At 36.4% G+C, this 14,058-nt stretch carries 13 protein-coding genes; 11 read left to right on the plus strand and 2 right to left on the minus strand.

Going from position 1 to position 14,058, the window contains the following annotated elements; translation table 11 throughout:
- Window positions 1-8 precede the first annotated feature (8 nt).
- From EHE21_RS04170 to EHE21_RS04195, 6 genes are all read left to right on the plus strand, one after another.
- Entirely contained in the window at window positions 9-278 is a 270-nt protein-coding gene (locus tag EHE21_RS04170) for a PAAR domain-containing protein (protein ID WP_194951930.1), read from the plus strand.
- Between the two features lie 182 nt (window positions 279-460).
- The gene (locus EHE21_RS04175) at window positions 461-1,069 is read left to right on the plus strand and encodes a hypothetical protein (protein ID WP_228766732.1); all 609 of its coding nucleotides are present in this window, start codon (window positions 461-463) and stop codon (window positions 1,067-1,069) included.
- A gap of 24 nt (window positions 1,070-1,093) precedes the next feature.
- The gene (locus EHE21_RS04180) at window positions 1,094-1,363 is read left to right on the plus strand and encodes a PAAR domain-containing protein (RefSeq protein ID WP_194951931.1); all 270 of its coding nucleotides are present in this window, start codon (window positions 1,094-1,096) and stop codon (window positions 1,361-1,363) included.
- Between the two features lie 23 nt (window positions 1,364-1,386).
- Window positions 1,387-2,313 (plus strand): hypothetical protein, encoded by a 927-nt coding sequence (locus tag EHE21_RS04185; RefSeq protein WP_194951932.1) that lies wholly within the window; start codon window positions 1,387-1,389, stop codon window positions 2,311-2,313.
- 102 nt (window positions 2,314-2,415) lie between these two features.
- Window positions 2,416-3,372, plus strand: coding sequence for a hypothetical protein (locus EHE21_RS04190; RefSeq protein WP_194951933.1), 957 nt, complete (start codon window positions 2,416-2,418; stop codon window positions 3,370-3,372).
- A gap of 49 nt (window positions 3,373-3,421) precedes the next feature.
- Window positions 3,422-3,691, plus strand: a complete 270-nt coding sequence (locus tag EHE21_RS04195) for a PAAR domain-containing protein (protein WP_194951934.1) — start codon at window positions 3,422-3,424, stop codon at window positions 3,689-3,691.
- 12 nt (window positions 3,692-3,703) lie between these two features.
- Here EHE21_RS04195 and btuF read toward each other — a convergent pair whose 3' ends face one another.
- Together btuF and mtnN are read right to left on the minus strand one after the other, a co-directional pair.
- Window positions 3,704-4,531 carry a vitamin B12 ABC transporter substrate-binding protein BtuF gene (gene btuF / locus EHE21_RS04200; RefSeq protein WP_194951935.1) on the minus strand — a complete coding sequence of 276 codons (828 nt, stop codon included), beginning with the start codon at window positions 4,529-4,531 and terminating at the stop codon, window positions 3,704-3,706.
- Between the two features lie 104 nt (window positions 4,532-4,635).
- Window positions 4,636-5,331: a 5'-methylthioadenosine/S-adenosylhomocysteine nucleosidase gene (mtnN, locus tag EHE21_RS04205; RefSeq protein ID WP_194951936.1), complete on the minus strand. Its 696-nt coding sequence runs from the start codon at window positions 5,329-5,331 to the stop codon at window positions 4,636-4,638.
- Between the two features lie 127 nt (window positions 5,332-5,458).
- Here mtnN and dgt point away from each other — a divergent pair, with 127 nt between their 5' ends.
- From dgt to pyrG, 5 genes are all read left to right on the plus strand, one after another.
- Window positions 5,459-6,967 carry a dGTPase gene (dgt, locus tag EHE21_RS04210; RefSeq protein WP_194951937.1) on the plus strand — a complete coding sequence of 503 codons (1,509 nt, stop codon included), beginning with the start codon at window positions 5,459-5,461 and terminating at the stop codon, window positions 6,965-6,967.
- 389 nt (window positions 6,968-7,356) lie between these two features.
- Window positions 7,357-8,682, plus strand: coding sequence for a 23S rRNA (uracil(1939)-C(5))-methyltransferase RlmD (gene rlmD, locus EHE21_RS04215; RefSeq protein ID WP_194951938.1), 1,326 nt, complete (start codon window positions 7,357-7,359; stop codon window positions 8,680-8,682).
- Window positions 8,683-8,737: 55 nt separating this feature from the next.
- A complete protein-coding gene (gene relA, locus EHE21_RS04220; RefSeq protein ID WP_088493589.1) occupies window positions 8,738-10,975 on the plus strand; it encodes a GTP diphosphokinase in 2,238 nt (745 codons plus the stop codon).
- A 102-nt stretch (window positions 10,976-11,077) separates the two neighbouring features.
- On the plus strand, window positions 11,078-11,875 hold the full coding sequence (gene mazG / locus EHE21_RS04225; RefSeq protein ID WP_194952580.1) for a nucleoside triphosphate pyrophosphohydrolase: 798 nt from the start codon (window positions 11,078-11,080) through the stop codon (window positions 11,873-11,875).
- Between the two features lie 511 nt (window positions 11,876-12,386).
- On the plus strand, window positions 12,387-14,024 hold the full coding sequence (pyrG, locus tag EHE21_RS04230; protein WP_075673391.1) for a glutamine hydrolyzing CTP synthase: 1,638 nt from the start codon (window positions 12,387-12,389) through the stop codon (window positions 14,022-14,024).
- Window positions 14,025-14,058: the final 34 nt, after the last annotated feature.

Consider the following 14,058-nt stretch of genomic DNA (forward strand, 5'->3'; position numbering starts at 1 on the left):
TTGAAAACATGCGTAGCACAATTCAAGGACGAAAAATCATTTTAAAAAATGATACTACCAATACTAAAGGAACCGTATTAAGCGGTTCTTTATTAGCAAAGCAAACACATGAAATTGTTTGTTTAGGCGATGAAGTCTATTGCCCTGCTTGTCAGCAAAAAGGCAAAATTATTGAGGGAGATACCATGATGAAAATAAGCAATATTCCCGTCGCATTAGAAGGGCATAAAGTGCAATGCGGCTGTTTAAAGGGCTGTGTATTAGTGGCGATAGAATAATGAATAAATACCCCGTCAATAAACTATTTCTTTTGTCTATCTCTATTGTGAGTTTATTTTTAACTGGGTGCAATATATTAATGCCCCAAATAGACAGGACATTCTCCCCTCCTTAAAATGGTAGAACAGTAAAAATTACCGTCGACGTACCCGATGTCGCTGAGCTTTCACCAATGAAGGTTATGTATCGTTCAAACCTTTGTCGAAAAACGTATAATAATAATGAAGTGCCTACATATACTGTTTCTGGTTTTAATAGTGAAATGGTTTTGTTAGAAAAAGAAGGTAATAGCTCATTATATAGTGCAGAAATCCCTTATAGAGGAGGTGGGAAATGTGATTGGCAATTAAGTAACATTACTTTAAATCTAAATTTAAAGAATCATGAATATTTTTCAAAAAATATTACTGGTATAGTGGGAGCTGGAATAATTGTTATATTTGATAATAACCAGCCTCAACAAACTGGCCATAAACCTATTGATAAAAAAGGAGATATCGATATTGTCAAAAATTATTTTCCTTGGGTAAGTAATTCATTTAAAAATAGTAATAATGTTAACTTATGGTTATATGGCGAAGAGCTTGATCTTTATTATAAATCCCGCAATGCTCAAAAAATCACTTGGAAACCCATTATTCATACCGATATAGTCGTTTACTCGGAATATCCAGCAGAGCGTAAAACTGAAGGTGTTAGTAAAATATATTATTACCCAGACGGTACAAAAACATCAAATAGAGATGGAAAGCCAGACTATAAAAAATTACTTTCCTTAATTAAAGAATAATTTTTAAAATTAAAAATAGAAAAAATGCGTAGCTCAATCCAAGGACGAAAAACCATTTTAAAAAATGATACTACCAATACTAAAGGAAGCGTATTAAGCGGTTCTTTATTCGCAAAACAAAAACATGAAATTGCCTGTTTAGGCGATGAAGTTTATTGCCCTGCTTGTCAGCAAAAAGGCAAAATTATTGAGGGAGATACCATGATGAAAATAAGCAATATTCCCGTCGCATTAGAAGGGCATAAAGTGCAATGCGGTTGTTTAAAGGGTTGTATATTAGTGGCTATTGAATAACTAATTATTTTTATGGGAAGATAATGACAAATTTATTTAGTGGTACAAATCATCCTCATAAAATAGAAATGAATTTTTTTAAGGAAGATAATGATAATTATAATCCAAATGTTAAGTTAAAAGACTTTGAATTTCTAAATAAATTAACAGAAGATGAATGTGAAGTTGATTCTCCTAATCGAAATATTATCAATAATATAGCTGTACCTATTTTTATTGTGCTTTTTTTTAGTTTTGTTTATTTATTACATGATAAATATGAAAAAATTCATTATGGGACAATAAGATTTGAAGAAAGAGTAAAAATATATGAGAAAAATTATGATAAAGAATATGATAAGGCCTCTAATAGTTGGAAGAGAATTTATGATAAATATTCTCCCTATTTTAACCAGAAAATTAATTATTTTGATTACTTAAAAGCGTATTATTCTGGTAACTTTTATCAAGGAACTAAAAATGCCATCTATCAAGATATCGCATTATTTTCTATGCCATTAATTGGAATAATATTAATGGGGCTAATTATCTTTTATATGCCTTGGGTGGTATTAAAAGTAGATAGAAAACGGCAAATTCTTTATGTCTGGAATTCCAGACAGTTATTAGTAACACGTTATTGTGATGCTGAATTTGGTTATGCAGGTACATTAATGTTCTTAAAACTTTATTGTCTTGATAAAAAAACAGGAAAATTAATAGAAGGTTATTTTAAACCCAATATTTCATACTCAACAGGTCTTTTAGTGAGTAGAACGGCTGAAAATAAGCATTTTGTGACTTTTATCAATACATTCATGAAAGAAGGTCGAGATGCAATTAGCCAGACTAATTATAGTCGAAGAAAACCGCTTGTTTGGTTTAATAAAAACCCACTCCCTGCTGATTTTGAACAACAAATAAGTCGTATTTTAGCCGAAATCGATAAAAAGAAAGTAAAAAATGCGTAGCACAATCCAAGGACGAAAAATCATTTTAAAAAATGATACCACCAATACTAAAGGAACCGTATTAAGCGGTTCTTTATTGATGATTAATATAGATTGATATCCATGATGGAACAAAAACACAAACTCAGTGATCATTGTGAATCACTATTACAAACAGAAACACCCAAAATGACTCAATATCAAGCAGGTGCGCTTGATTTTGTGGAAAAAATAGACAATTTTCGTTTGGTAATACGCCATGCTTTTTCTAATGGAAGGACTATGTTAGCTATCCCTTTTGTTATCGGTTTACTTTGGGCTTTCAGCTATGGCGTTAAAACAATTTATATTGAACCCTGGAAGCAAACTGAAAAAAGATTTCTAAATAGTTTAGAATATAAAAGAAGTTTAATAAGCGAGCAGTTTTTTATTTCAAAAAAAAGAGAAATAAAAGAGTCTTATGAAGATATTTATATAAAAAATGGCCACCTCTCTTTTTTTGATTTTTGGCATTATAATTACTATAACAATGACTTTCTATACAAAAAAAGTATTGCTCTTGAATTATTCTTATCTTTAGCCCCTCTATTATGTTCATTACCAATGATCTATTTTGGTTTTATTGCAAGAAATCGACCTTATCTAATATGTGACCGAGAAAAACAATTATTTTATACTTGGGATATGAAAATGAATGTTTATGTTGCTAAATATTCTCATGTCAATTTTGCAGATATTAAGCCGACATTAGCACTTATTTTATATCGCGTTGATGAAAATCAAAAATTAATAGAACATAAATATTATCCCAACTTAACGATGTTTAGTTTTTTAGGCGGCGGAAGCAGCAATGATAAAGCATGGGGGTTAGGATATATTACCAAATATTTATTTTATGGATTAGCTCCTTTGATTGAAGGCAAGTACACAAGAAAAAAATATTCTATTTTTAGAGAAGCGCCTATTCCCAAAGATCTTGATAGACAAATAGAACAACAAGTTGTTTTGGTTGATAAAGAGCTACCACCTTGTAAAGAAATAGAAGATAAATTATCGGAAGCAATTAAGCATTCTATTTAGATTTTTTAGCTAAGTTTGCTGTTAATAATTTATAAAAGGATATATAAACATGCGTAGCACAATCCAAGGACGAAGAATCATTTTAAAAAATGATACCACCAATACTAAAGGAACCGTATTAAGCGGTTCTTTATTAGCAAAACAAACGCATGAAATTGCCTGTTTAGGCGATGACGTCTATTGCCCTGCTTGTCAGCAAAAAGGCAAGATAATAGAAGGGGATTCCATGATGAAAATAAGCAATACTCCCGTCGCGTTAGAAGGGCATAAAGTGCAATGCGGTTGTTTAAAAGGTTGTATATTAGTGGCTATTGAGTAATTAATTATTTTGCTAATGGTTCGTTGCTATTGCTTCACAAATTTGCTGTGTTGCATTAATAATACGCGGTGCAGGTCGGCTAAAACTGTCTTCATCAATAGCAATAACGGGTACTGTGAGCTGAGGTTGCCAAAATGCTCGTACTGTAGGTATTTGATCTGCTTTACCACTGAATATAATTAAATCAGGTTGCTTTGTAAGTACTTGCTCACGACTTACTTGAGGCCATGCCACAGGGCTATTAGCGAAGATATTTTCACCGCCACAAAGTTCAGTAATATGGCTTTGTAATGTACAGTTTGATGTAGTAAATAACGGCTGCATCCCAAATTGAATAAATACTTTTTTCTTGGAGTGATTCGATATAGTTGATGCATATTGCTGTTGTAACACTTGATATTGTTGACGCAATTGTTGGGCATTTTTTATTGCAATATCAGAATGATGGCTATAACTGGAAAGAGTAACGAGATCGTCTGCGATTTCTTCAATACTTTGTGGATCAGAATAAATGATAGGAATACCCAAAGCTTTTAACTGATCTAATGGACGTTGTGGATTACCGCCTTGCCATGCAATCACTAGATCAGGTTTTAATAATAGAATGCGTTCGATATTAATACCCTGCCAATTAGCGACTTGTTCAATATTTTTAGCAGCCTCTGGATAATCAGAGTAAGCACTAACTCCGACAATATTATCCCCCATACCTGCGGCGTAAGCCATTTCAGTGGCTGATGGCGATAACGTAATAACACGATCAGCAGGTGTGATAGCAATGGCAAAGCTTAGCCCAAATAATGAACAGAGTAATAATCCAAGATTGATAAATAAACGCATTACTTTTCCGATAATAAGAAATACCCACCTATTTTTTATCTTAGAATAAACAAAAAATAAAGGTGGGGTATTGATAAAATGATATTAGGATTATCTCGACTTAATTAGTCTTTTAATTTATCCAACATCGCGGTCACCATTAAGCTCGATTGTTCTGCAGCAACAGATAAAAACTCATCAAAGCTTAAATGCGATTCTTTATCAGCCACATCAGAAATAGCACGAACCACAACAAATGGTGTGTTGAATTGATGGCAAACATGACCAATTGCGGTGGATTCCATTTCTACGGCAGCAACATCTGGGAATGTACGACGAATACGCGCTAAAGGCTCTGCACCATTAATAAATGCATCACCACTACAAATTAAACCACGAACAGCATTTAATTTTAGCGATTCAATACACTCTTCTGCGATGCTAATAAGTCTAGGATCTGCAATAAAAGCAGGAGGGCATTGTGCCATTTGACCTGGTTCATAACCAAACGCAGTCACATCTGCATCGTGATAGCGAACTTCTGTTGAAACAACGATATCACCGACATTTAATCTCGAGTCTAAACCACCCGCAGAGCCAGTATTGATAACGACATCAGGGCGAAAATGCTCAAGCAATAAAGTTGTGCCAATCGCAGCCGCAACTTTACCAATACCTGATTTTAATAATGCAACATCAACACCGTTGATTGTGCCTGTATAAATTTCACAACCGCCACGCGATAAGATTTGGCAATCTTCAATTTTCTCACGCAGAAGTGTGACTTCTTGCTCCATTGCACCTATTACGCCAACTCTCATTGTGTCATACTCACTTGTAGGTTAATAATAAATAGAAATTTAAATAGAGTTTAACATCTATCGGAAAAACACGATATAACACAAAGAATAGAGAATTCGTTTCATCGAAACCAGAAAGAGGACAGAAATGATCGATTTTAAGCTGAAGTTAAATTATCAACGCAAATATAACAGCAGTGATATCGATATTAACGATGAAATACAGGTTTCTCGTCAATTTGAAAGTGATCGTGGCCGTATTATTAATTCAGCAGCCATTCGACGTTTACAACAAAAAACACAAGTCTTTCCTTTAGAGCAAAATTCCGCAGTACGCAGCCGTCTTACTCATTCTCTTGAAGTTCAGCAAATTGGCCGTTATATCGCTAAACAAATTATCAGTGAATTAAAAAAACAAAATAAGCTTGAAGTGTATGGCTTAATTGATCGCATCGATAGTCTTGAAAGTTTAATTGAGATGGCTTGCTTAATGCACGATATTGGTAATCCACCTTTTGGTCATTTTGGCGAAGCTGCGATTAAACATTGGTTTCAAAAAATATTATCACCAGAGGCGACAGCCGAATTCGATAGTTGCCCGTTTATCCCTATGCAGTATTCAGTTAAAGTGCAATTAAATGAATTGCGACAAACTTTACGCCAAGATTTATGTCAATTTGAAGGTAATGCTCAAGCTATTCGAATGGCGCATCATCTTCTTAAATTGAATTTAACCTATGCTCAAATTGGCTGTGTATTAAAATATACCCGTCCCGCTTATTGGCAAGGTGAAGTCCCTAAAGAATATAGCTATTTAATGAAGAAACCGGGGTATTACTGGTCTGAATTAGCATTCGTAAAAGAAGTACAAGAAAAACTAAATATGGGTGAGTTCTGTCGCTTTCCTCTCACATATATTATGGAAGCTGCTGACGACATTTCGTATTGCATTGCAGATTTAGATGATGCAGTAGAAAAGGGGATTTTTGATATCAACCGACTTGTTCAGCTTTTACGAGATGCGTGGCGTGAAAATGGTGATGTGACCGAAGGCGATTTATTCGATATTACTGTGAATCGTGCTTATAAAAAAGTTGATCAAAATGAAGCCAAACGTAGTATGCAAGATCAGTTTTTTATGTATTTACGAGTTTATATTACAGGGAAATTAGTCCCTTATACGGCACATCGATTTATAAAAAATCTTCCTCAAGTTTATGAAGGAAGTTTTAACCATGCATTATTGGAAGGGAATAGTGCTGAGCATCGTTTATTAACAACCTTAAAAAGTGTCGCTAAAAAATGGGTGTTTAGCCATCCTGAAGTTGAAGAGCTTGAAATGAAAGGATATCGCGTGATCAGTGGATTACTCGATATCTATAAGCCCTTGCTTTTATTATCAACTGAAGATTTTTTAAGATTGCATAAATATAACGAACATCCTAAATATGTCATTGAGACGCGGTTATATCATAAACTTTCTGTTAAACATAAACTGGCTTATAACGAAATGTTAGAAAAGCTAAATGATATAAATACTGAAAGAGGAAAAATTTTAGAGTTTTATTATCGTACCAGATTAATTCAAGATTATATCAGTGGAATGACTGATCATTATGCTTATGAAGAATATAGAAAATTAATGGTTTGTGATTAATTTGTAATCATTAAGAAAAATGCTATCTAATTGATTGGTGATAATTTTTAGACTTTTCTTAGAGATAATAAAGATTTATTAAAATAACAGAAAATAGATGTTATTAATTGTAAATATATTCAATATAAAAGTTATATATAATATTTGTTAGTTATAGAACAATATAAAATCCATAAAACGAGTGTCTTAGGTTGTTATCATTAAAAGTTTTCTCAATTTAACAAAAATATTGCTTATATCAGTTAAGTAAATAACTTGTTCGATGTTATACTCTTCCCATGTTTTCTTCTGAAATGCATAGTCATTCATGTAACGCTGAAAAACATACAGCGTATTCTAAAACGATGTCATTTCACTGTTAATCCGTCATTGATACTTAATTTAATACTATGGTGCAGTTTTATTCCCCTAAAAAACGCTCTGTGAAAAAACAGGCGACAACTCTGGAAGTGACCGCCAGTGCATTGGATGCAAATGGTCAAGGTATTGCTCATGCTGAGGGCAAAACGATTTTTGTAAAAGGATTACTCCCACAAGAAACTGCTCGTATTCGTTTAACAGAAGAAAAGCGCCAGTTTGCTAAAGGCGAGGTTATTAAGCGTTTAACTACCAGTGAACAGCGTATAACGCCTCATTGTGAATATTATGGGCGTTGTGGTGGTTGTCAGCAGCAACATGTGCCGATTGCGCTACAACGTACAACAAAAGCAAGTGTGTTATCACATCTTATTAAACGTGAAACGGGTGTGGTAATTTCAGCGGAGCCTGTTATTGCTGGGGCTGAATATGGTTATCGTCGTAGAGCAAGATTGGGTTTGCGTTATCAGCCTGAAAAGGGGTTGGTAATGGGATTTCGCCAAGAACGCTCTAATGATTTGGTCATGATAAAAAAATGCCCAGTATTAAAACCTCAGTTAAATGATTTATTGTCTCCTCTTTGGACATGTCTTAAACAATTAACATCAGTACGTGATTTAGGGCATGTTGAAATGGTGCTCGCTGATAATGGGCCGTTGGTGATTTTACGTCATTTATCACCATTGTCAGAGAGTGATAAACAGAGTTTGCGTGATTTCTCTCAAACTCATCAAGTTACGATGTATCTTGCAGGTGATAATAGCGAGATAGCACGATTAACTTCAATTGAGAAGGAACCCTTCTATCAAATAGAAGGTCTAAATTTACGTTTTGCACCTACTGATTTTATTCAAGTAAACGATGAAATAAATCCTAAGATGGTTGCTCAAGCTATTGAATGGCTTGATTTATCGCCAGAAGATCGCGTGTTAGATCTGTTTTGTGGTATGGGTAACTTCACTTTACCTATCGCAAAACATGTCAGTGAAGTAGTGGGTATCGAAGGTGTACCTGCGCTAGTTGAAATGGCGAAAAAGAATGCAGAACTAAACCAACTAGGTAATGCGCATTTTTGGCATGCAGATTTATCGGCTGATTTTTCTGCGATGTCGTGGTCGAAAGAAGGGTTTAACAAAGTGTTGTTAGATCCCGCGAGAGCAGGCGCTTTGGAGGTAATGTCACATATTGTGAAGTTATCCGCAGAAAAAATCGTGTATGTCTCCTGTAATCCGACCACGTTAGCCAGAGATAGTAAGATATTATTAGATTCTGGATATCAGCTAACCGGTTTAAAAATGTTGGATATGTTTCCACAAACGGGTCATCTGGAATCAATGGCGCTGTTTAGTCGAAAATAAACAGTTAGCCAGTAAATAAGTCGCAAATAAGATTTATACCGTGTAGGGAGAGAATATGGTTGCAGTAAGAAGTGCTCACTTAACACCTGCAGGAGAGTTTGCTGTTGATAAATGGGTCAATAGCTTGAACTTAACCCATGTCAATGCGGGTAGTGAAATCATGCAAACCTGGGAATACTGCCATCGTACTGTTCAAGGGCGTGAAGATGCCGAACTGTTATTGTGGCGTGGTGTTGAAATGGTTGAGCTTCTTTCGACACTAAGCATGGATAAAGACAGCATGAGGGCAGCGCTTCTTTTCCCACTTGCTGAAGAAAATCTTATTGATCAGGAAATTATTACTGAACACTTTGGTGATGCTATTTGGAGCTTAGTGCGTGGTGTTATGGAGATGGATGCCATACGCCAATTAAAAGCGACACACACTAATGAAACAAGTTCGGTTCAGGTAGATAACGTGCGCCGTATGCTGTTATCTATGGTGGAAGATTTCCGTTGTGTGGTCATTAAACTTTCAGAACGTATTGCCCATTTACGTGAAGTGAAAGATGCCACAGAAGATGAGCGCGTACTGGCTGCTAAAGAGTGTTTTAATATTTATGCACCATTAGCCAACCGATTGGGTATTGGTCAATTAAAATGGGAATTAGAAGATTTTTGTTTCCGTTATCTTCATCCTGATGAATACAAAAAAATAGCAAGCTTGCTTCATGAGCGCCGTATTGATCGCGAACAGTATATTGATAATTTTGTCAGTACAGTACGCGGTTATATGAAAGAAGAGAATGTCGATGTAGATATCTATGGACGTCCCAAACACATCTATAGTATTTGGCGCAAAATGAAGAAAAAGAATCTCGCATTCGATGAGTTATTTGATGTGAGAGCGGTGCGTATCGTCGTTGAACGTCTTCAAGACTGCTATGCGGCATTAGGGATTGTGCATACTCATTTCCGTCATTTACCTGATGAATTCGATGATTATGTCGCAAATCCAAAACCTAATGGCTATCAATCTATTCATACCGTTGTATTAGGGCCTGAAGGCAAAACAGTTGAGATTCAAATTCGTACTCGCCAAATGCATGAAGATGCCGAATTGGGTGTGGCTGCGCACTGGAAATATAAAGAAGGTGCAACTGGCGCAGCGACGAAAGGTGGTACAGGCAGCTATGAAAACCGTATCGCGTGGTTACGTAAACTGATTGCATGGCAAGAAGAGATGGCTGATTCTGGCGAAATGCTGGATGAAGTCCGTAGCCAAGTTTTTGATGATAGGGTTTACGTCTTTACACCAAAAGGTGATGTAGTTGATTTACCTGCGGGATCAACACCACTTGATTTTGCTTATCATATTCATAGTGATGTGGGACATCGCTGTATTGGGGCGAAAATTGGCGGGCGTATTGTACCGTTTAGCTATCAATTACAGATGGGCGATCAAATTGAAGTTATCACGCAAAAACACCCTAATCCAAGTCGTGATTGGTTAAATCCTAACTTAGGCTATGTCACCACAAGTCGTGGGCGTGCGAAAATTCACAATTGGTTCCGTAAGCAAGATCGCGATAAAAATATTCTTGCTGGACGCCAGATTTTAGATAACGAATTGGCGCATATGGATATCAACATGAAAGAAGCAGAAAAACTGCTGATTGCGCGTTATAACGTGCATAGTGTTGATGAAGTATTAGCTGGCATTGGTGTCGGTGATATCAGAATTAACCAGTTAGTGAACTTTATTCAAAGTAAATTAAATAAAGCCACTGCGGAAGATGAAGATAAAGAAGCTCTGCGGACACTTGAAAACAAAACGCCAGCACCTAGAGCCACAGGATCAGGTGGAAGCATTGTTGTCGAAGGTGTGGGTAACTTAATGCATCATATCGCACGTTGTTGCCAACCTATTCCGGGTGACAATATTGTCGGCTTTATTACTAAAGGTCGTGGTATTTCGATTCACCGAGCAGACTGTGAGCAACTTGCTGAACTGCTTTCTCATGCACCAGAACGTATTGTTGATGCGGTATGGGGAGAGAATTATTCTAGCGGTTATTCATTAGTCGTTCGCGTTGTTGCCAATGATCGTAGTGGATTATTACGTGATATCACCACTATTTTAGCGAATGAAAAAGTGAATGTACTAGGCGTCAGTAGCCGTAGTGATGTGAAGCAACAAATTGCGACAATCGACATGAATATTGAGATTTATAATCTCCAAGTATTAGGTCGTATTTTGGCAAAACTTAATCAGTTGCCTGATGTGATAGAGGCGAAACGCTTTTCTCACTAAAACATTAAAATGATAAGATGCCGAGACAACTGTTCTCGGCATTTTTTTATCTAAAAATGTGTTAAACAGGATAAAGCTCACTCTTATTTAAAAGGCAATATGATGTCAGAAAATCGTGAAATTTTTCGTTTATTAGAAATTATGGCGCAGCTACGTGATCCTAATACTGGATGCGAATGGGATAAAGTGCAGACTTTTGACACTATTGCACCTTATACATTAGAAGAAACGTATGAGGTGTTAGATGCTATTATTCGTAAAGATTTTACTGATTTAAAAGAAGAGTTAGGCGACTTACTTTATCAAGTTGTTTTTTATTCACGCATGGCGCAAGAGCAAAAGTTATTTGATTTTAATGATGTTTGTGACGCCATTAGTAATAAGCTAGAACGTCGTCATCCTCATATTTTTGCCTCTGAAAGCGAAAACAATTTATCAACAGAAAAACATCGCTGGGAAAGACTTAAAGCGCAAGAGCGTGAGGCAAAAGCACAATTTTCATTATTAGATGATATTCCCGCCACATTACCCGCTTTGATGAAAGCAGAAAAAATTCAGAAACGATGTGCTTCTGTTGGATTTGATTGGAATGAACTTGAACCTGTTTTAGGTAAAGTGTTTGAGGAAATTGATGAAGTGATGGCTGAAGTGAAAAAAGTGCCTCAAGATGCGTCTAAAATTGAAGATGAATTGGGTGATTTACTATTTTCAGTTGTAAATTTATCTCGGCATTTAAAACAAAAACCAGAACAAGCATTAAATCGAGCATGCCGTAAATTTGAACAACGCTTTCGCTTTGTTGAAAAAACACTCTCGGAAGATGGCATAGGCATAGAAAATGCTTCATTGGAAGAGATGGAGATCTGTTGGCAGAAAGCAAAGAAACAACAGATTGAGTGAATTGTGACACGCAAATTAGCGTCAGCGTGACATAAAATGCGATAAAAATGATCTATAACATCTCGTTTTTTCAGCCATTTTTATAAAAATTTTTAAAAAGCGAAATTATAAAAGGTAATTTCGTTTTTTTGTTTTTAAGTAATTTTAAATATTGTAATTACATTTTATTGCATTAAAAATGTGATTAACCTCAAAAAAATTAAAAGCATGATCATAAGCAAAAGATCTCGCTATAAACCTGCTACACTTAATGTCGTGAAAAAAATAAAGCATCTCTTTTCTAAAAGTGGTATCTTAGCTGAAAGGATTAAGCTAAAATGCTTGAGAAATATTTTCACGGGTTTAGTTTATTGAATTTTTACTGTTTTTTCGTGTTTAAACGGATAAGTGGCGTGATGAAAAAGAACTTTATACTACTAAGAATGTTTGTAGCGAAAATAAGGTTCGGGTATACTGTGTTCCCGTCCAGTTATATCCATCATCCTAATACACCTAAACTTTCAGGTTCAGCATGAAAACGAATTATATTTTTGTGACCGGCGGGGTCGTATCCTCTCTGGGTAAAGGCATTGCCGCAGCCTCTCTGGCGGCTATACTCGAAGCCCGTGGACTCAATGTCACCATGATGAAGTTGGATCCGTATATCAACGTCGATCCAGGTACTATGAGCCCAATTCAGCACGGGGAAGTCTTCGTCACTGACGATGGTGCTGAGACTGATCTCGACTTAGGACACTATGAGCGCTTCATTCGCACGAAAATGACTCGTCGTAATAACTTCACGACAGGTCGCGTATACTCTGAAGTATTACGCAAAGAGCGCCGTGGTGACTATCTTGGGGCTACAATTCAAGTTATTCCTCATATCACTAATGAAATCAAAGAACGTATCATCCGTGGCGGTGAAGGCCATGATGTTGTTTTAGTTGAAGTCGGCGGGACGGTTGGTGATATCGAATCTTTACCATTCTTAGAAGCGATTCGCCAAATGGCTGCAGAAGTGGGCCGTGAGCACACATTCTACCTGCATTTAACATTGGTGCCTTATTTAGCCGCTTCTGGTGAAGTGAAAACCAAGCCAACTCAGCATTCTGTAAAAGAATTACTGTCGATCGGTATTCAGCCTGATGCGTTGATTTGCCGTTCAGACCGCGTTATTCCTGCAAACGAACGTGCTAAAATTGCACTGTTCTGTAATGTGCCAGAGAAAGCGGTTATTTCATTAAAAGATGTCGATTCCATTTATAAAATCCCTGCACTATTGAAATCACAGGGATTAGATGATTATATCTGTAAACGATTCAGCTTAGATTGCCCAGTTGCAAATCTTGCAGAGTGGGAACAAGTTATTTACGAAGAAGCTAATCCTGAAGGCGAAGTCACCATTGGTATGGTTGGTAAATATGTTGAATTACCAGATGCCTATAAATCAGTGATTGAAGCATTAAAACATGGTGGTTTCAAAAGCCGTGTTACTGTAAATATCAAATTAATTGATTCACAAGACGTTGAAACTCGTGGCGTAGAAATGCTTAAAGGGTTAGACGCAATCTTAGTACCAGGTGGTTTTGGTGAACGTGGTGTTGAGGGCAAGATTATGGCTGCTCAATATGCGCGTGAAAATAAAATCCCTTACTTAGGCATTTGCTTAGGTATGCAGGTTGCTATGATTGAGTTTGCACGTAATGTCGTTGGTATGGAAGGCGCAAACTCCACTGAATTTGCACCAGATTGCAAATATCCAGTTATCGCATTAATTACTGAATGGCGCGATGAAAATGGCAACATTGAAGTGCGTTCAGATGAAAGTGATTTAGGTGGCACGATGCGCCTTGGTGCTCAGCCTTGCCATTTAAGTGGTGATAGCTTAGTTCGTACACTGTATGGCAAAAACACCATTACAGAGCGCCATCGTCACCGTTATGAAGTAAATAATCTACTATTAAAACGTATCGAAGATGCGGGTTTACGTATTGCAGGTCGTTCAGTAGATAACAAACTGGTGGAAATTATTGAAAATCCAAACCATCCTTGGTTTGTTGCTTGTCAGTTCCACCCAGAGTTTACCTCAACGCCGCGTGACGGCCATCCGTTATTTGCAGGCTTTGTGAAAGCAGCCTTTGATAACCAAAAAGGCCTGCTGAAATAGGATATATGAGAAGAGATAGGGTATCTCTTCTCGG

Source organism: Proteus sp. GOKU (assembly GCF_015475555.1).
Classification (GTDB): domain Bacteria; phylum Pseudomonadota; class Gammaproteobacteria; order Enterobacterales; family Enterobacteriaceae; genus Proteus; species Proteus mirabilis_B.